At 43.9% G+C, this 19704-nt stretch carries 17 protein-coding genes and 1 pseudogene; 7 read left to right on the top strand and 11 right to left on the bottom strand.

Going from position 1 to position 19704, the window contains the following annotated elements:
- Positions 1–46: 46 nt before the first annotated feature.
- Both OSC7112_RS39885 and OSC7112_RS41820 read right to left on the bottom strand, forming a co-directional pair.
- Complete coding sequence (locus OSC7112_RS39885) at positions 47–685, bottom strand: IS66 family transposase (RefSeq protein ID WP_051041466.1); 639 nt, start codon at positions 683–685, stop codon at positions 47–49.
- Between the two features lie 40 nt (positions 686–725).
- Positions 726–1016, bottom strand: a complete 291-nt coding sequence (locus OSC7112_RS41820) for an IS66 family transposase (RefSeq protein WP_051041465.1) — start codon at positions 1014–1016, stop codon at positions 726–728.
- A 179-nt stretch (positions 1017–1195) separates the two neighbouring features.
- Here OSC7112_RS41820 and OSC7112_RS41090 point away from each other — a divergent pair, with 179 nt between their 5' ends.
- From OSC7112_RS41090 to OSC7112_RS17970, 3 genes and pseudogenes are all read left to right on the top strand, one after another.
- Positions 1196–1354: a hypothetical protein gene (locus tag OSC7112_RS41090; protein ID WP_223300636.1), complete on the top strand. Its 159-nt coding sequence runs from the start codon at positions 1196–1198 to the stop codon at positions 1352–1354.
- 314 nt (positions 1355–1668) lie between these two features.
- A pseudogene (locus tag OSC7112_RS17980) lies at positions 1669–2165 on the top strand (ISKra4 family transposase); the annotation flags it as partial.
- A 153-nt stretch (positions 2166–2318) separates the two neighbouring features.
- Positions 2319–3385 (top strand): ISKra4 family transposase gene (locus tag OSC7112_RS17970; protein ID WP_150111675.1). Its coding sequence is split into 2 segments (ribosomal slippage): positions 2319–2487 and positions 2487–3385, totalling 1068 coding nucleotides; the frame shifts between segments, so codons are not numbered across the junction.
- A gap of 187 nt (positions 3386–3572) precedes the next feature.
- Here OSC7112_RS17970 and OSC7112_RS17965 read toward each other — a convergent pair.
- Positions 3573–4352: an ABC transporter permease gene (locus OSC7112_RS17965; RefSeq protein ID WP_015177245.1), complete on the bottom strand. Its 780-nt coding sequence runs from the start codon at positions 4350–4352 to the stop codon at positions 3573–3575.
- A gap of 127 nt (positions 4353–4479) precedes the next feature.
- On the opposite strand from OSC7112_RS17965, the gene OSC7112_RS17960 reads away from it, so the two are divergent.
- The 4 genes from OSC7112_RS17960 to OSC7112_RS17945 all read left to right on the top strand — a co-directional run bounded on the left by OSC7112_RS17960 (position 4480) and on the right by OSC7112_RS17945 (position 9562).
- Positions 4480–5637 (top strand): DegT/DnrJ/EryC1/StrS family aminotransferase, encoded by a 1158-nt coding sequence (locus tag OSC7112_RS17960; RefSeq protein WP_015177244.1) that lies wholly within the window; start codon positions 4480–4482, stop codon positions 5635–5637.
- A 558-nt stretch (positions 5638–6195) separates the two neighbouring features.
- Entirely contained in the window at positions 6196–7872 is a 1677-nt protein-coding gene (locus OSC7112_RS17955; RefSeq protein ID WP_015177243.1) for an ABC1 kinase family protein, read from the top strand.
- Between the two features lie 169 nt (positions 7873–8041).
- Positions 8042–8416: a hypothetical protein gene (locus tag OSC7112_RS17950; protein WP_015177242.1), complete on the top strand. Its 375-nt coding sequence runs from the start codon at positions 8042–8044 to the stop codon at positions 8414–8416.
- Positions 8417–8611: 195 nt separating this feature from the next.
- Entirely contained in the window at positions 8612–9562 is a 951-nt protein-coding gene (locus OSC7112_RS17945; RefSeq protein WP_015177241.1) for an NAD-dependent epimerase/dehydratase family protein, read from the top strand.
- 14 nt (positions 9563–9576) lie between these two features.
- Here the strand turns inward: OSC7112_RS17945 and OSC7112_RS17940 are convergent, their stop codons facing one another.
- From OSC7112_RS17940 to OSC7112_RS17905, 8 genes are all read right to left on the bottom strand, one after another.
- A complete protein-coding gene (locus tag OSC7112_RS17940; RefSeq protein WP_015177240.1) occupies positions 9577–10599 on the bottom strand; it encodes an Npun_R2821/Npun_R2822 family protein in 1023 nt (340 codons plus the stop codon).
- Positions 10600–10745: 146 nt separating this feature from the next.
- Positions 10746–11618, bottom strand: a complete 873-nt coding sequence (locus OSC7112_RS17935) for an Npun_R2821/Npun_R2822 family protein (protein ID WP_015177239.1) — start codon at positions 11616–11618, stop codon at positions 10746–10748.
- Complete coding sequence (locus OSC7112_RS17930; protein ID WP_015177238.1) at positions 11615–12589, bottom strand: Npun_R2821/Npun_R2822 family protein; 975 nt, start codon at positions 12587–12589, stop codon at positions 11615–11617. Before OSC7112_RS17930 ends, OSC7112_RS17935 begins: the two co-directional genes overlap by 4 nt.
- Positions 12590–12655: 66 nt before the next feature.
- Entirely contained in the window at positions 12656–13783 is a 1128-nt protein-coding gene (locus OSC7112_RS17925; protein WP_015177237.1) for a formylglycine-generating enzyme family protein, read from the bottom strand.
- Positions 13783–14745, bottom strand: coding sequence for a glycosyltransferase family 10 domain-containing protein (locus tag OSC7112_RS17920; protein ID WP_015177236.1), 963 nt, complete (start codon positions 14743–14745; stop codon positions 13783–13785). Before OSC7112_RS17920 ends, OSC7112_RS17925 begins: the two co-directional genes overlap by 1 nt.
- Positions 14746–14863: 118 nt before the next feature.
- A complete protein-coding gene (locus tag OSC7112_RS17915) occupies positions 14864–16084 on the bottom strand; it encodes a glycosyltransferase family 4 protein (protein WP_015177235.1) in 1221 nt (406 codons plus the stop codon).
- A gap of 237 nt (positions 16085–16321) precedes the next feature.
- Complete coding sequence (locus tag OSC7112_RS17910; RefSeq protein WP_015177234.1) at positions 16322–18325, bottom strand: ABC transporter ATP-binding protein; 2004 nt, start codon at positions 18323–18325, stop codon at positions 16322–16324.
- A gap of 92 nt (positions 18326–18417) precedes the next feature.
- On the bottom strand, positions 18418–19569 hold the full coding sequence (locus OSC7112_RS17905; RefSeq protein WP_015177233.1) for a glycosyltransferase family 4 protein: 1152 nt from the start codon (positions 19567–19569) through the stop codon (positions 18418–18420).
- Between the last annotated feature and the right edge of the window lie 135 nt (positions 19570–19704).

The raw sequence follows: 19704 nt of genomic DNA, 5'->3' as shown, positions 1-19704 counted from the left end.
CTCACACTTTTTTCATTATAACCGATAACTCATCAACTGTAATTGCTCAACTAGGGGAAAAAAGGGAGCCATGAAGAGAGAGGGCTTTTTGAATAGCTTGATAAGCAGTTAAGCCCTGCCTTTTACCAGTATTGACAACTGAACGAACCGCTGCAAATAAATCTCTACCCCATTCCGAACGAAAGCAATTAGTCACGCGACGAAATATCACGCTCATCCGAATCGCTTGTTCGCTCGAATTATTTGTGGGTGGAATTGTCACATCTTCCAGAAATAAAAACAAATTATCCATCAACTCGCCATAGCGTTTTCGTAACCGGACACCATCCGGCTGATATGGGGCTAAACTCAAAATTCTGGTTAATCTTTCTCGTAAATTGCTGCGATATCTCTCCAGCTTTGTCTCGTCCATCCTGTCGCGTCGTCGATGGATGACAAAGGCCCTTAATAATAACCTCTTCATCGCTGGGGCAAAAATCTTGTCTCCTGCATCAATCGCATATTGGCAATCCCGTAGTTGATGGGCTAAACACACCTGCCATTGTGCTGCTGGGTGATTTTTTTGAGCGCTAAAAAGATCTGATACCCACAGTTGCGGGCGATGTTCCCCGAGAACTTCACTAATTACTCCAGCCCCTCGACTGGGACGGATGACATGCAGGCAAATATCTTGGTTCTGAAACACCCACTCCCATTGGTTTTGTCCGTTTACTCTGGCACTGGTTTCATCGCCCGCAAATTAATTTTGCCTGTCGCAAACGTTGTAGTATTTGATTTACTTGCTCATCTAAACTGGTTTTGACTGTACTTAAAAGGTTGGCGATCGCTCCTTCTGAGATCTTGAGTCCAAAAACGGATGACAAGATTCCCGACAGCCGTTCGTAGCCGATCGCATGAGTGTAGCGCAGATATGTGACGCGAGCTTTGAATCTCCCGGCCAAATGGTGAACCTGGTTCCATTCCAGCAGGTACTGGGGCAAGATACTCGGTTTGACAACAGGGGCAGCGACCGCCATAACGTTCAATGCGCGTTACGATCGGGCGAATTGGTGGTAGTTCAATTTTGTCATAGACGGATTGCAATTTTTGGGTTGTGGCAGTTATTGTTTCTGAACACTGGGGGCAACTTTTGATTTGAGCGATAATGATTTGGTCGGGTTCGGGATGTAGATGTCTTCCCCCTCCTGTTCTGCCAATGCTTTTTTGTCTTTTGACGGATTCTATTTTCGATGGCTTCGACTTGATGTTGGGCTTGAATCCTTTCGATGGTGGAGTGCTGGAATTCGAGCTGGTTTTGGTGGGGGATGAGTCTGTTTTTGATGCGTCAGTGGATAATGCTGCACGCAGTTTTTGAATTTCCTGCCATAGCTCTACTATCAAGGCGTCTTTTGCCTCGTCTGATAGTTGTTTTAGGTCAGGGAGTTTTTTCATTCCTCTATCTAATGTCTATCTCGTTCTCTTGTCAAGGGGGTTGAGCAATTACCATCAACTTATTTATTTTTTATTCCTAAACGACCATTTCAGGTCGCGCTCGACTAATCCGATCTCATCACAAATGCCAGCAATTAGTCCGCAGTGGTCAAGATCTTGTACTCTAATATCAGACGCTTCAATATTGTTCATCTTTTAAAAATACTTGAGCGCGCGATCGTACCTGCGGAATGTGGGTTTCAAAATAATCAAGATTTAATTGATTGGACTACTAGCCATTACTACACCCTATGTATTGCATAGGAGATGGCCATGCCGGGATTTGGAACATATTTAAAGAAATTGGAGATAATGAACAAAGACAAGAAATCTTAGATTGGTATCATATCAAAGAAAATATCTACAAGGTAGGGGGTTCAATAAAACAATTGAAATCAGCAGAAAATATGTTATGGCAAGGCAAAATAGATGAAGTTATAGATTTATTTAAATACTTTAAAGATCGAGCATTTAAAACGTTTTGCAATTATTTAGAGACCCATCGCTGCCGAATAGTAAATTACCAATACTACAAAGAAGAATCCATAAGTTCGATTGGTTCTGGAACAGTGGAATCAACAATAAAACGCATTGGATTAAGGGTGAAAATATCGGGGGCCGGGTGGAATATTGAGAACGTTTCCTCTATCCTTGCTCTTCGCTGTGCTTATCTCAACGGTCAACTTTCAATTTGATATATGTGCCAAAGTGAGATGCACCCAGGCATCTTGCCTGTTCCTAAAAATAGTGCCAAATGCAAGGGGTGCATCTCACTTTTGCGAATGTGTCAAAAAAGAGTTAAAATGAAAAAGCTAGTAAAATCGTCAAATAAAGATGAGGTAAATAAAATGACACCCTCAGACCAACAACAACTAAAAGCCCACTTAAAAGCGGTAGCAAAAATTCTTTACAGAAATACAGAGCCAACTGAGTTAAAAACTTTTGAAAGTATAGAAAAAGCAGTCCGTCAGAAAATGTTATCAGAGGTTGGTCCAGAAATAGGTAGCTTTTTTTTTCAGCAGTATCAGGAATTCAAACAGGAAAACCCCGAAAAATAAAATCAATAATCGGATCGCTCGACATTACAGATAATCAGGCAAAATATTTTGGCTTAAAAGCTTACAGTCAATTTAGTCCCCTGATGGAAAATTGCTGTCTTTTAATCAGTGCTAACGAATCTTATCAAATGGCAGAAAAAGATTTGGAAAAATTTACTGGGATCAAAATTTCTCACAGTACATTACAAAGATTAGTCAAAAGACAAGAATTGGAATTGCCTACATCTCAACAAGGAGTCAAAGAAATTACATTGGATGGCGGTAAAGTCAGACTACGCAACGCAACCAAGGGCGAGAGCTGTTACTGGAAAGACTATAAAGCCGTGTGTTTAGATAATATTTATGCGGGAGCGTTTTTTCAAAATAATCAAGATTTAATTGATTGGACTAATAGCCAAAAATTACTACATCCTATGTATTGCCTCGGAGATGGCCATGCCGGAATTTGGAACATATTTAAAGAAATTGGAGACAATGAACAAAGACAAGAAATCTTAGATTGGTATCATATCAAAGAAAATCTCTACAAGGTAGGGGGTTCAATAAAACAATTGAAATCAGCAGAAAATATGTTATGGCAAGGCAAAATAGATGAAGTTATAGATTTATTTAAATACTTTAAAGATCGAGCATTTAAAACGTTTTGCAATTATTTAGAGACCCATCGCTGCCGAATAGTAAATTACCAATACTACAAAGAAGAATCCATAAGTTCGATTGGTTCTGGAACAGTGGAATCAACAATAAAACGCATTGGATTAAGGGTGAAAATATCGGGGGCCGGGTGGAATATTGAGAACGTTTCCTCTATCCTTGCTCTTCGCTGTGCTTATCTCAACGGTCAACTTTCAATTTGATATATGTGCCAAAGTGAGATGCACCCAGGCATCTTGCCTGTTCCTAAAAATAGTGCCAAATGCAAGTTCCTACCTACATTATATTCCCAATGCCGTGCGCGGGCTAATGCCCTGCGCGAGCCAATGCCCAATGCCCAATGCCCAATGCCCAATTATCAATGCCCCATGCCCCATGCCCCATGCCCAATTACCATTTGATCAATTGTGCATCTTGATTGAAAAACTTCCGGGACAATCCCTCAGTCAACAGCAGAGTTGCTATTAAAGTTGCCAGCGCTAACACAAACATAATTAAAATCTGGTAAGATGCTGCATCGAGAGGACTGACACCGCTGAGCATTTGACCTGTCATCATTCCGGGTAAAGTTACGATTCCTACCACGGTCATTGTGTTTAATGTCGGGATTAATCCAGCTTTGATCGCATCTTTGCGGTACTGTTTTACTGCTTGCTGCGGCGTCGAACCTAAACTTAAATGGGTTTCTATTTCTAACTGGCTGCTATTAACTGTACTGAGAAGTCTTTCGCCTGCGATCGCCCCGGAGTTCATAGCATTGCCCAAAATCATACCCGCTAAAGGAATCAGGTATTGCGGTTCGTACCAAGGGTCAGGCTGCAAAATTAGCAAGTTTGTATAGGCGAGAGTCAAGGCCGTACTTATCAAAATTGAACCCCAAACTAAGGGCAGTAAGTTCTTGATTTTTTTGCTGATGCGGTTGCTGGCAACCATGCTAGCTGTTGTCAGCATGATTGCTAAAACTGCTAAAACCAGCCAAGGATTTTTCCCCTCCGGGTCAAATATGACTGCGAGCACGTACCCGACTAAGATTAGCTGGATCAGGGTGCGCCCTGCGGCGATCGCGATCGCCCCCTCCAATCCCAATCCCTGCCACGCCGAAAGCCCGATCGCGATCGCCACCATCCCCAAAGCCCAACCCAAATCTGTAAAATCTAGCAGAATTAACACCGGCCCACCCTTTCGATAATGTGATTGTTTGCCTGTCCAAATATAAGATATTGCAATAAAGGTTTCTGAGAAACAGTTTTGCTGCAAGAATTTGCTTTGATAATGCTTGAAATTTATGGTGTGAAGAGTGAATAATGTTCCCCCCCTCGACTTAACCCGCCAATACGCGCTCCTTGGCGACGAGATAACCGCTGCGGTGCAAAAAGTGCTTGCCTCTGGCGGCTACGTAGGCGGCCCAGTCGTGAAGAGTTTTGAACGAGAGTTCGCCGACTACATCGGCGTTTCCGAGTGCGTTGGCTGCAACTCCGGCACCGATGCCCTGATTTTGGCTTTGCGAGCTCTCAAAATTGGCGCCGGCGATGAAGTGATTACCACTCCTTTTACCTTTTTTGCTTCGGCTGAGACAATTAGCGCCGTCGGTGCGACTCCAGTATTTGTCGATATTGACAGCGGGACTTTTAATCTGGATGTCGAGCTCCTCGAAGCGGCAATTACCGACAAAACCAAGGCAATTATGCCCGTCCACATCTTCGGGCAACCGGTAGACATGACTCGGTTGATGGAAATTGCGACTCGGCACAATTTAGCCGTAATTGAAGATTGCGCCCAGTCTGTCGGGGCCCAGTGGCAGTCTCGAAAAGTCGGCAGCATCGGCCATGTCGGCTGCTTCAGTTTTTATCCGACCAAAAATTTAGGCGCTTGCGGTGACGGTGGCGCGGTGACGACAAACGATCCTGCCCTCGCAGCAGAAATGCGAATGCTCAAAGAACACGGACAGTCTTCTAGGTATTTCTACGAAGAAATCGGCTACAACAGCCGTTTAGATGCCCTGCAAGCGGTGATTCTCAGCATTAAATTGCGGTATCTCGACAGTTGGAACGCCCAGCGGCAGGAGAAAGCGGCACTTTACAGCGAATTTCTCTGCCGCGTGCCCGGAGTTGCCGTCCCCAAAGAATTACCGGAAGCAAAAGGAGTTTGGAATCAATACACGATCCGGCTGACAAGTCCAGAAGACACGCAAAATCCCTCTGGCAATTTCCGGGACTCGGTGCGGGCTCAGTTGCAGGAAACTGGCATCGGTTCGATGGTTTACTATCCGTTACCTTTGCACCTGCAACCTGTTTACAAATCTTTGGGCTATCAAGCAGGTCAATTGCCAAAAGCTGAGCAAGTTTGTCGCGAAGTCTTGTCTTTGCCGATGTTCCCGGAACTGTCGAGGGATCAACAAGAGCGGACGATTTATGGTCTGAAAGATTGCTTGGCAAAGGTCGATCGCATCCCGTAGCTTTGGCGCGATGGCATCAGCGAGGGAAATGCAGGAGGAGAAAAGAATTGCAGGGTTGCAGTGTTGTGAGAATGTGCAGCGGTCAGTCGATTTTAGATTTTAGATTTGAGATTTTAGATTTATCCCACAGATAAATCTGGGAGCTTGAACTAGGGTCTAAAATTTTTATCTTTCCACGACAGGAGTACGTGGCACGGTATCCGTTTTGGGGCTGGGTCAGGGATAGCTGTTAAGTATTTTGACCGATCACTTGTACTTTTATGTACTATATTTAATGAAAAGAAACAAATTTAGGCTAGCAATCCGCCTCGAACGGGTGCATTTTCCGCTCGCCTAAAACTTGCAATGCGATCGGTCAATGATGAAGAAGGAAGAAGGAAGAGGGAAGAGGGAAGAACGAAGAAGGAAGAACGAAGAACGAAGAATAAATAATATTTGAACTTTCGACTTCCAATCCCCGATGCCCGATGCCTGATGCCTAATGCCCGATGCCCGATGCCCGATGCCCAATTCTCAATTTAACCTGTAATTTTCATAAGATAAGAGGAAAATAAACGAGTGCCTCAGTATCAATTCACTCAGGCTAGACGCTACGATCCACAAGCGATCGCTCAGTATTACCGCAAACGTCCGCAGAAAGCAATTTGGCGCGCAATTACCGTTATTTGGTCTTTTGCGGGCTTCGTGCTGGGGATGCTGTGGGACAGTTGGCAGCACTCCGTCGCAGCACACCAGCCGGAACGGGCCGCCCACCTGCGACAAATACTCACTCGCTTGGGCCCAACTTTCATTAAAGTCGGCCAAGCCCTTTCTACCAGACCGGATTTGATCCGCAAAGACTTTCTCGAAGAATTGATCAAACTTCAGGATCAATTGCCGCCGTTTGACTCGGTGCGCGCTTTCGAGATTATTGAAGCGCAACTCGATCGCAAAATTAGCGAAACCTACAGCGAAATCTCCCCCGAACCTGTCGCCGCGGCAAGTCTCGGTCAAGTCTACCGAGCTCGCCTCCTCACCGGGGAAGCAGTAGCAGTCAAGGTTCAGCGACCGAATTTGCTCCCCGTCTTGAGCCTTGACCTTTACTTAATGCGCTGGGCGGCTGGATTTTTGGGCCCGTTGCTGCCGCTGAATCTCGGTCACGACCTCTGTTTGATAGTCGATGAATTCGGGATCAAATTGTTCGAGGAAATTGATTATATCAATGAAGGACGCAACGCCGAGAAATTTGCTACAAATTTTGCCGACGACCCGACAGTAAAAGTTCCGAGTATTTACTGGCGTTATACTTCAAATTGCGTTCTGACTCTTGAATGGATTGACGGCATCAAGCTGACAGATATGGAAAGTGTTAAAGCCGCAGGTTTGGATACCGATAGTTTAATTGAAGTCGGAGTCCGCAGCGGTTTGCGGCAGTTGCTGGAACACGGATTTTTTCACGCTGACCCCCATCCGGGAAATCTGTTTGCCTTAGCGGACGGCCGCATGGCTTACATTGATTTTGGGATGATGGATCAGATGGAAGAAACAACTAAAGAAACTTTGGTTGATTCGGTCGTTCACTTGATCAACAAAGATTACTTAGAGTTAGCCAAGGATTTTGTCAAACTGGGCTTTTTGACGCCAGATACAGATATTATGCCGATCGTCCCGGCGTTGGAATCTGTACTGGGCGATATCGTAGGCGAAAAGGTGTCAGATTTTAACTTCAAGACGATTACAGACCAGTTTTCGGAGTTGATGTACGATTATCCTTTCCGGGTGCCGGCGAAATTTGCCTTAATTATTCGCTCTCTGGTGACAGAAGAAGGTTTGGCCCTGACGCTGAATCCGAATTTCAAGATAGTCGAGGTGGCGTATCCTTATGTAGCGCGGCGTTTGTTGAACGGAGAATCTCCGGCACTGCGGCGGCGTCTGATTGAGGTATTATTCAAAGATGGCAAATTCCAGTGGAACAGGTTAGAGGACATGATCGCGATCGCCCGATCGGATCGGAGTTTCGACTTGCTCCCCACCGCCCAACTAGGCTTGCAATTTTTGCTGTCAGAGGAAGGGTCGTTTTTGAGACGCCAGCTAATGTTAGCTTTGATTGAGGACGATCGGATCCACACCGAAGAAGTTCGCAGCCTGTGGAACTTAGTCAAGGAAGATTTGCAGCCCGGTCGCCTGTTCAACGTTGCTCTAGGCGCTTTGACGGAGTTTTCCACAGCAGGAGCAGCCGCGCTAACTCGATTTTAATTAGAAGGAAGAAGGAAGAAGGAAGAAGGAAGAAGGAAGAAGGAAGAAGGAAGAAAAATAATTTTACTGTTGCCAATTCCCCATTCCCCATTCCCCATTCCCCATTCCCCATTCCCCATTCCCCATTCCCAAATTCCAACTTCCAATTACCCAAATTAAGGAATTATTCGTGTCTTATTTTCCAGAACCTCCCTATTTTTTAATGTCGGCTGGATTACTAGCAGGTATGGCCTCCGGCGTAGCATTTGAAGCAACTCTCAAACAATCCGTACAACTGTGGTCTAAAAATCGTTATACTCGCACTTTGGCTAACCTGCCAAGGCTGCAATTGGTCATACCTTTTCTGGGAATGGCTGGCGGTATTTGCGTATTTTTAGCTTCGGGGATGGAGATTTTTGGCTTCCCCAAACTACTTTCTTATGCCCTAGCTTTGCCGCTGACGGTACTCACGGGCTGGCTAGTTTGGACTCAGCTAGGTAAGCTTTTGATCGAGTTAGAACGCGGAGGTTCCCAAGCACTGGATTTAGATTCTTTTGAACAATGAAAGTTAACTATCAACCTCTTTTTATCAGCAGGAAGGGGGTTGATAGTTCTCTAATATTAATCCTATTTGATGCTTTTTGAACCGCAGAGAAGGCAGAGAACGCAGAGGAAGAGAAAGAAGAAGATGACAACTTAGGCAATAATTTGTGTAATTTTTTTTAAAATCTAAAATCTAAAATCTAAAATCTAAAATCGAATGAGTATTTTAATTGTTACGGGTGCAGCGGGATTTATTGGCTCTAACTTAGTAGAAACTCTTTTAAATCGAGGCGAAACGGTGATCGGTGTTGATGAATTCAACGACTATTACGATCCGGATCTCAAGCGCAAGAATATTGCACGATTTGAAAAGTATCCGGGTTTTGAATTGGTGGAAGGCGATATTTTGTCTCTCAATTGGCGAGATCTTTTATCCGATGCTAAGGTAATATTTCATCAGGCGGCGCAAGCAGGAGTTCGTGCTAGCTGGGGCGACGGTTTTCGCAGCTATACCGAACGCAATATTAACAGCACTCAAGTATTGTTAGAAGCTGCCAAAGATGCGCCCAGATTGCAAAAGTTTGTCTATGCTTCTTCTTCTTCAATTTACGGCAACGCTGAATCTTTTCCCACGAATGAAAATGCTTGTCCGCACCCGGTTTCTCCCTACGGAATTACGAAATTAGCCGGTGAACGTTTGTGCGGGCTTTATTACAAAAATTTTGGTCTTCCGACTACTGCGCTGCGCTATTTTACTGTTTACGGGCCGAGACAGCGCCCCGATATGGCTTTTCACAAGTTTTTTAAGTCGATTTTGTTTGACGAGGCGATTTCAATTTTCGGGGACGGATTGCAAACGCGGGATTTTACGTTTATCAGCGATTGCGTTGCGGCGAATTTAGCGGCGGCTGAGGTTCCGGAAGCTGCGGGGGAAGTTTTTAATATTGGTGGGGGAAGTCGGGTAGTTTTAAAAGAAGTTATTGATACGATAGAGAGAATTGTCGATCGACCTATTCGGATCGATTTTACTGAAGCTGCGAGGGGAGACGCGCGGCACACTAGCGCGGATGTGTCTAAAGCCCAGAAAATCTTAGGTTATCAGCCGCAGGTTGCTTTAGAAGAAGGTTTAAGGTGCGAATGGGAGTGGATTCAGTCTTTGTACAGTTAGAGTACAGTTAGATGCTATCTCTCCCAGAAATTCCGCAGCTTAAATTGAACATTATTAAGTTTTTGAATTGCCCAACTTTTGAGATTTCTCTGCAAGCGAACCAACACATTTGGAGGCGCGAGTTTTGGCTGTGTTTCCGGCGAATTCAAATAGCGGTAGTGCAGAAATACGTCTCGGTAGGGAATCTCAACATCTTCGCCAGCACACAATCGAGTAAACTTGGCAGCCGAAATACTCATGTAGTGCAAGTAAGTCAACCGTCGCCCTTTGTCATATAGAACATAATCTATCACCTCAAATTGAGAAGACCAATGATTTCCCGTCACCAGTGCAGGTTGATGATAAGCAAAGTTATAAAAAGAGATGCCGCTGCGGGCGACTAAATAGTTAAATAAAGGTTGGTCGGTTCCCCGCAAAGACAAAATTTCTGCTTCTCCTGAAATCAATTTATCTAACAATTGCTTTGAATTAGTTCGATTTAAAATACCTTGTTTTGAAGCAAACCAACCAGCACAAAAAATATGAGATTGCAGTTGGTTAATGTTCAAAACTTTTGGCAGTTTCGCGGACGATAAATCAAATACATAATTAAGGTCTGATTTGTATTGAAAATCGTTAGCTACCCAATCAAACTCATCGAGTTTTTGATAGATGTAATCTAGAGAACCCATTAACAGAGTGTCCGCATCAAAATAGACAAATTTATCAAAAGGGCCGTCAAAACAGCAAAATTTTCGGTGCATTCCCAAACAACGTACTGATTCCCAGCCTTTAACTTGCCAAATTTTTTGAGCTTTGGTATGAGATATCCAAACTTGAATTGCAAAGTCTTCCCAGAAATCAATTGAATCGGTGTTGTCAAAGAGGGTGACATTAGGACGAATTGCAATTTCTACTCGCACTTTTTTTAGTCTATCATCATAGGGAATGATGCAAACTGGAATATCTTTGGCCCCGTTGACTTCGAGACTGTTTAATAAAGCGACTAAGTGGTCAAAAACAACATCGTTTGCTAGAATATAAATGCCATTTGTCATAAGTTTTAAATAAATTATATCAGGTTCTGTTGATGAGTTATTATATAATTTGCGACCTCGTAGGGGCGGGTTTGACCAACCATCTATGTGGAAAATTAACTATCTTGTAAACCCGCCCTCCCAACGGCAAATCGCTACAAACAATATTATCCCTGCAAATATCGAAATATTCTTTGCACTAAATTTGGTTTTTCCTCATTGAGATAACGATAATGTTTCCACAGTTTCCAATAAGGACTACCCGATTTAATTGGTATTCCAGCCCAGTGAATATATTTTAACCTTTTGCCTTTGTCATAAAGAACATAATCTATTTCTTGAAAATGCTTGGAACCCGCCCAGCTTCCGGGTTCGGTTGCTGAATCTTTAACAAGATTGCAGCGTTGGGGAATCAGTTTAAGAATGATATAATTTAGTATAGGTTGGTCTGTGACATTTTGAGTAAAGTCAAAATATTCTCGATGCTGCGAACATTCTAGCAAAATCTCATACATTTGCGATTCTGTAATAGTTCCTTTTCTGGAGGCCCAAAAACCGCTGTTGAATACATCTTGAAGCTGGGAGTCTGTAAAGATATTTTGTTCTTTTACAGCGGGTGAAAATACATTTCGCAGTTTTTCGCTGAGGTGGTGGTAGTCGCAGCAAAAAAAGTCTACTTCTGATAGTTTGTTTAAGTTGGCTGCGATGTCTTCAAAGACGATGATATCGGTATCGATGTACAGAAATTCGTCAAGGGGGCCAAACCAGGCGGCGAGTTTTCGCATTTTGTTGGGAAGGGCTAAAAAGTTGCGATCGAACATTTGGCCAATTTCTCTGGTAAACTGTTCCACAAACTCCAGATTTGGGAATAATTGCACCCCGTGGAGACTGCTGAGTGCGGCTGCGACTTGCTGATAATTGTCGTCGAAGGGAATCAGAAAAACAGGTACTTGACAATTATACAGACGTATGCTGTTTAAAAGGGCGATCGCACTTTCGATCACCCGATCGTTCGCAACAATATAAATACCGCGATTCATACATTTATCCTCAACCTTCTCAATACCCTTTTTAACAAATTCGGCGCAGAAACCTCAGTATAAGACTTTGGGGGTTCCGCAAAAATCGGACGCTTTGACGGTTCGCGGAGATAGCGGTAATGCAGGAACAAATCGCGATAGGGAAACTCAATATTTTCGCCCGCACAAACTCTCCGAATTAAATCCGGCTGCACGCCAATATAATGAATATAAGTAAGTCGGTTTCCTTTGTCGTACAAAATTTTATCTTGCTCTTCAAAATGTTTAGAAGTGACGCTGCACCCAGTTTTTTTGCCATCCGGGAGGCTACAAGCAAAATTATAGCTATTCATCCCCGTTTTCATTACCATATAATTGAGCAACGGCTGTTCTCCCGCACCTGCATAGAGAATTTCCGCATCGCCCGATTGCAGTTGAGCTAACAGCCATTCCCTAGTATTTTGCTCAAACAATCCTTGCTTGCTGGCGTAAAATCCAGAACAAAATATTTCCGAGTCGATGCGATTTTGCTCAAAAACTTCTAGCAGTTTTGGCGACTGAATATTGTATACTTTAGTCGGGTCGCGAAATTGAAAATCATAAACCACAAAATCCGATGACTCTAACTTCTGAAAAACCGCATCAAGAGAATTCATCACCAAAGTATCCGCATCCATATAGATAAACTTGTCAAACGGGCCGTCGAAAGCGCAAAACCGCCGGTGCGCGCCGTAAAGCCGGAATTTTTTGCGGTTCAAACGCTCTGGTGCGGCTGCTTGCATGAATTTGTCCCATCGCTGAATTGAGGCGCTATCTTCATAAATAAAGACGTTGGGACGGTTAACAATTTCAGTTGTAATTTGCTCTATCTGGTCATCGAAAGGATAAATGCAGACAGGAATATTTGAGCCTAAGATAACTTCAATACTGTTGAGCAAGGCAATTAGTTGGTCGTAAACTGTGTCGTTGGCTAGCGTGCAAATTCCATTCATATATAGTAAAGAAAAAGTGCAGAGGGCTAAAGGGTAAAAGGATAGACAAGAGTTCTCGCGGAAAAACTATGCCGAGGGAGAAACCGACGCTACCGCTACGCGAAAACCCATCCAACTCCACCTACTGCTGTTGCCCCCCGAGTCCGACAAGCGAAAGGCACAGCGGCAATTGACCGCAAGGTGGAACCAAGAACCTCCACGCTGCACTCGGTTATTATCTGTGCCAGTTTCCCAGGAACTTCCGTCAGTTGGTGCGCCGTTATAGTTGCTGTGCCACCTATCGCTGCACCATTCCCAAACCTGACCGTGCATATCGTACAGCCCAAAGGCATTAGGAGGAAAACTCCCTACATAGGTTGTTTGTTCGGGGTAAAGTGACTTGGGTACATTTGCGTAGGGTCTGTTTCCGTCATAGTTAACATCGTTGACTAATTCCGGGGTAATGGTTTCCCCAAAATGAAATGGGGTTGTTGTTCCCGCGCGACAGGCGTATTCCCATTCTGCTTCACTAAGGAGACGATACTTTTTCCCGGTTTTTTGCGATAGTTTGCCACAGAATTCGACAGCATCTGGCCAGCATACACCTACCACAGGAAGTTTTTCACGTTTTAACAAACATGGGTTGTTTCCCATCACTTCTTGCCACTGTGCTTGGGTGATGGGATATTTGCCTGCATAAAAAGCGGGTACTGTTACTTGATGCTGCGGACTTTCACAATTGTCTCTACCTTCCTCTGTTGCTGGCGAGCCCATCATAAAAGTGCCGCCGGGAATCGATACCATTTCCAGCACAACTCCGTTCCCTAAGTCTTCTGCGAAGAAGTGAGCATAATGACGGCTGCGACGGTTTTCTTTTCCATACGAATCAACTGTTATTACATCAAAGTCAAAAATAGGCAAATATTTTTGTAACTGCTGTTTTATATTTGGTTCATCTCTATCCTTCAGCAGCGAATAGGCTGCAAACTTCACCGCCATTGATTCATCTTGCAGTGCCCCAATTATTAAATCTAAACCTGCATCTCCATATTTCAGCGCTTCAGACAGTGCAGCAATTTTTACCTCAAGAATCGGTGAAGCCAAACGACTCTTAACGCCGGGAATCCCGCCTAAAATAGCAGCACTGAGGGGAGGAGGATTTTGACCGCCGAGTACGGCATCGTATTCTCTGGGTTGATTTTGGTTTTCTGTCATTATGTTATTTCCTGAGATACAAAGTTAGACAGCCAATTGAGCAAGTTCAATTCGTGGAGAATGATTTGTCTGGCTTCGGCAATTTTATCCCTGGCTTCATGCCAATAATCCGCAGTAGCTACAACCTCTTTAATAAATTCTACTCCTTTCTCATCCAAACTCGGCAGCCGCAGAAAACTCCCCGCCGGCAACAACTTATCCGCCGCCGAACCGCCGTAATAAATTGGCAAACACCAAGCTAATAAAGCATCCCAAAGCTTCTCGCTGACATACCAATCGTTTTCTGCATAATTTTCAATCGCTAAGTTGTAATAGTATGGTGCGACGGCGTGCCATTTATTGTTTACAGTGCCGTTTCCCTGTGCCCATGTTGGCAAGTTTCGCCCGTAAAGGTCAAAATCTAATTCTCGTTCTTGCAGCAATTTGATAAAATCTAATCGGTGGCGGTGATTGGCGCTGCGGCTAACACCTGAAGTTATCCAAGAACAGGATTTAGTTTTAGCTGGTGGCGGCATTTCATCCAGTTCTCGAAACGAGTTAGAGTGATACCAAATCGCGGGCATATAATCGGGTTTTGGTGCGAAGTCGTCTGGCCCGGAAACGTAACCGCAATAAAGTTTGGCTTGTTCGTAGTTGGCTTTGGTAATTTCAATAACTTCTGGTAATGGCGGCTCGCGGATCAGGTAAATTATGCGTTCTTTGGGGACACCGCGAAATTTTTCTCGAATGTCGTTTTCGGGATTTTTGGGGCTGGGACGGCGAATTTTGTCGATCCAGGATTGATTTTTGGAAGGTTGGGGAAAGTCGAATTGATACATGAGTAAAAACTCTGGCTCTGGGTGATTTGCTAGCATTTGAATGTTGCCCCATTTGCCGAAGTTGTGGGGGGTTTGTTGCCACAGCCAGTCGCTTTGACTCATGCCTGGATAGGTGGTGATTGTGCCGATGATTTTTTGGTTCATTTTTAATAATCAATCCGGTTTTTGCGTGTGGGTGGGGCGGGTTTATTAGATTGTTTATTTGAGGCGATGATTGTTGGTAAAACCCGCCCCTACGGATTTTAAAATTATCGGATGAGGATTAATGAATGATTTGCGATCGCACTTCTTTATCGACATAACTTAAAATTCTCTCTATCCTATTTTCCCAGGAAAATTGCTTGACAAAATTTAATGTTTCTGCATAACCTTCGATTTTCCTCGGATATTTTGTTAAACAATCTCGAATGCTTTGCGCGAACTGGTGCGGGTTATCCGGTTCGCACCAAGTTGCTGCTATGTTTCCCGATTTAAATTCCCTTAAAGAGGCAATCTCCGTCGCCACAATCGGAGTACCGGATGCCATATAATCAAAGAATTTTAAAGGAGATGTGAACGTCGCGGCCTCTGTCAAACAGTGCGGGTGAGTCAAAACATCGGCTGCTTGCAGCAAGCTAGCTAGTTGATTTTGAGGCAGGTAGCCGAGAAATTTAATGTTGTTAACTTGCTTGTCTTTGGCTAATTGCTGGTAGGCTGTTACTTGGGATGAATCACCGCCTGCGATCGCAAATTGAACCAGCGGCAATTCCTTAGCCACATCCACTAGCATATCGACACCTTTAAACGGGTAAAGTCCTCCCGCATAAACTGCTAAATACTGTCTTCCATCTTCTAATAATTGCTGTCGCCAATTCAGGGCAGCTTCTGTTTGTCGGGCGAGAAACAAATGGTTAAAACCGTTGTGCAGCGTAATTACTTTTTCCGGTGGCATCCCATTCTTAATCATGCTGTCTCGGACAGTATCGGCAACTGTTACAGCAATTTGAAATAGAGGATTGCGAACGACTTCAGGTTGAAAATTTTTCTCTTCGTGGTGGTGCTGTTCGTAGATAGCGGGAATCCCGTTTTTAATGGCAGCTTTGACAAAGTTCCAGTCGCGGGTGTGGACAATTTTAGTGGATTTAAGGAGGTGAATTGGTAAGTAGTATTTTGATACTATTGTACTCGAACTCGTCCACTTGCTGTCCCAAAGGTCGATCGGCCACGGCATCGGTAAATCTGCTACTTTTAATTTATCTTGAATATTGTAAATTTTGGCAAGTTGGTCATCCGGTTTCCTCGGTTGAAAAGGACGAAGTAAATCAACGGGATTCCAAGCAGTCCATCCTTTGCGGAGGTATACCAAAACTGCTGGATAACCGAGGTTTGCTGCGGCATTGGCAGAGTGTGCAACTTGAACTAAGCTCGCTACATTGGGTTGCGGCAAGACATTTCTGGTAAAAAATACATAATATTTGGGCATGGGGGATGGGGGATGGGGCATGGGGCATTGGGAATTGGGAATTGGGAATTGGGAATTGGGCATTGGGCATTGTTACAGCATATTCCATGTAGATATAGATCGCGATCGACCGGGTTTCGAGCAACAGCATCAGTAATGATGCGATCGCTGTAAAGAAACCCGGTTTTGCGCGGTGTACTTCATAAACCTGGAATACGCTGTATTTCTGCCAACTGCCAACTAACTACTGCCAACTGCCAACTGCTAACTGACTAATGACTACTTTTTAATAGCTTGACGCTTAATAGTTTTTTCTATAAATTCTAAAGTCGTGAAAATATTAGCAGCAGAGTGAAATGATTCTCTGATTAACTCGTCTCTTTCTTCGGGAGAGTCTACCATTTCATCTACTAGCAATTTGAGGTAAGCTATCATGGGAGTCAGGCGAGTGCGAATTTCGTAAGAACCTCTAATTAGAGCTTCATCGCGAGCGGTTTCTTCGGCAAATTGCACTGAATACAAGCGAGTGTAGTAACCTCCTTTTGCTAGCAAGTCTTCGTGGGAACCCATTTCTACTACTTGTCCGCGATCGATCACGGCGATTTTATCGGCTTTTTGGACTGTGGAGAGGCGGTGGGCGATTACCAAGGTTGTGCGATCGCAGCTCAATTTCTCGATCGCCGCTTGCACGTACCTTTCCGAAACCGTATCCAGCGAACTCGTTGCCTCATCTAAAATTAAGATTTCCGGGTTTTGCAGCAGGGCTCTAGCAATTGAAATTCTCTGACGCTGCCCTCCCGATAAGATCACGCCCCGATCGCCAATTTGAGTATCCAACCCCTCCGGCAACAGTTGGATAAACTCGTAAGCATTCGCTCCCTTCGCCGCTTCCACAATTTCTTCCTCAGTCGCTTGGGGTCTAGCATAAGCAATATTTTCGCGCACTGAAGCATTAAACAAAAACGTATCTTGGCTAACAATACCCATCGCTTGTCTGAGACTTTTCAGGTCAAATTCGCGCAAATCCCTGCCATCTAGCGAGATATGACCTTCAGTAGGATCGTAAAATCTCGGCAGTAAATCTGCCAAAGTTGACTTGCCAGAACCCGAAGTTCCTACCAAAGCTAAAGTAGTGCCGTGAGGTAGAAATAAATCAATTCCTTGCAAAACTAAATTTTTGTGGTTAGGATAACTAAAAGATATTTTATTAAAATGAATTCCCGATCGCAAATGAGTGTAAGGCACAGAACCGTTGAGCATAAATGGCTTGTCCTCGCAGCTCAAAAAATCATTAACCACCTCTACACTAGCCGACGTATTTGCAAATTGACTGCGCCCGCTATTCAACTGGGAAATTAAAGGGATCAATCGAAACAGTACCAATAAATAGGTTAATAAAATTGTAGCAATAGACTCTATCTCATTCGCAAATATTGTGCGGCCTATAAATACAATCAAAATTATAACTATCAAATTAACAACTTCGTTAATTGGGGCGATCGCCGCATAATTTACCTGAGCCTGAAAATCCGCTTGTTCTCGCCTTTGAATTAAATGCTTGATCCGCTGATACTCCCTTTCCTCGTTCCCCGTTGACTTGACCAGCCGAATCCCAGTAATGGTTTCCAGCACCCTAACCGAATAATCTTTCGACATTTCAGAAAGCAGGTGGCCAAAATGCTTGGAACGGTTAATAATATATTGATTTGTCCAAGCAACTAACGCCAGCAAAACTGTAGCTGTCACCGTCAGTTTCCACGAGATCGAAAGTAGCATGCCCACAAACACCAAAACCGTGATTGAGGTAGTAAACATTCCGATTGCCGTGCCAACTGCACTAGCAGTCCGACCAATCTCTCCACCCAATCTATTAATTAAATCCCCGACTTTAGTTTTAGAGTAAAAATCTAAATCTACTTCTAACAACAACCGCAAACCTGCTTCTCGCAAATCAAAAGTCAGAGCTCGCGTCAGAGAAGTAGCTACTAAAGTATTGATATAACTCGCAACATTTTTTAAAAAAATTGCCAGCACAATCGCCCCGGTCATCAACATTAAACGCTGATTTCCGGGCATTCCCTCAAAGGGATACATCAAAGTTTTAATTAGAGGTGGAGCGCCCCGCAGCTCGATAGCTTCCTCTAAAAAACTTAAAAGCACTGGTACAATCAGAGTAGTGCTGATACCGTTGAATAAAGCGCCAGAAAAGCCCAGCATCACAGTTAAGAAAATCCTGCCGGGATATCGTCTGGCAAATTTTAGGAGTAGCTTATTGGCAGACATGAAGCATTCCCAGCTAAACAGTACGGCATCTCAAAATATTCTTTAATAACAGCCAGTTTTTCTTCCTCCTGTGAGTCGTTTTAAAATAACCTTTACATACCTGCGATTAGATCTGAAAGTATCGGTTTCATTGCTTGAATGCTATATTTTTTCACACATCTTTCCCGAGCTTTCATTCCTTGTAAATTAGCCGCTGTCAAATTTTGAAATATCCATTGAATTTTTTGTGAAATTTGAGCGGGAGAACTCGGATCGACTAAATAACCCGTTCCCCCTAAAATTGCTGGAATATCCCCCACTCGCGTAGACAAAACAGGCTTAGCCATTGCCATGCCATCTGTCAGCTTGAGCGGAAACTGAGCCAAGGCTGTGAGAGTTTCTCGCTGAGGAACAACGACAACATGAGCCGCCGCTACAACCGACGGCATCGTCTCCACTGGAAACCTTGGCAGTTTAATAATCCAACGCCCCCATTGTTTCACAAGTTTATCATCATAATCATCATAAGGACTCCCGCCGACGATCGCTAATTTTAAATCGGGCTCATTTAACTGTTCTAGGGCCATCAAAACATCCTCCACGCCTTTATGAGGTCGCGGAGCCCCCGGAAACATCAGAACTCTATACCCGGACAAGCCGTAACGCTGTCTGCTCAATTCAGGATTGTATTTAGCCGGGTCGAACATTGCAGTATCCTTACCATTAGGCAAATATACACCACCAAAACGCTGTTTTAAAAACTCAGTATGAACGGTGACTGCATCAGCACCGTGGATGAGACTTTCCATCCACTTTACATAGAGGGGATTATCTGGGTCTCTCAATTGACCATTCTCTTTAAAAATATCTCGATAAAGTTGTTTAAAAGAAGGACGGTATTTCCATTCATCTCCGCCGTACCAGCTCAGTTCCCAGTCGTCTATATCTAAAATTATAAAGTGGCGAGTCGCCAGTTTTTTTAGCAGTGATAACCCAAAGCTTGTAGGTTTAGGTTTGACTGCATAAATAATATCCCCATCTATTTTTTTCCAAAGTTTTTGAGCATCCCTCAAAAACCCCGGATAATTTTTACCCCGTATGGCACATACCGGGATATCTCTGGGAGGAATAGCATACAATTCCTTGCCAAACTGAAATCCAACAACTTCTACATCACATTTAAGCTCTATCAAGACTTGAGCTAAGAAAAAAGCACGAATTGCACCTGCTCCTGACAAATCGCTCACTACTAATGAAACTTTCACTGAGTATTGTGTTGATAAGATTTGTTTGATTTTCCTGCTTAACCGAGCTTTTGTCAAGGCGATTGGGACTCACGCACTCGCGACCAAAGAAACCGGGTTTTTCACCAGGGCAAAGGGCAGCAACGCAGTATTTTG

Origin of the sequence: Oscillatoria nigro-viridis PCC 7112 (genome assembly GCF_000317475.1) — a bacterium.
GTDB classification, from domain to species: domain Bacteria; phylum Cyanobacteriota; class Cyanobacteriia; order Cyanobacteriales; family Microcoleaceae; genus Microcoleus; species Microcoleus nigroviridis.
The sequence above is the reverse complement of the archived record's forward strand: the minus strand, read 5'-3'. Positions and strand labels throughout refer to the sequence as shown.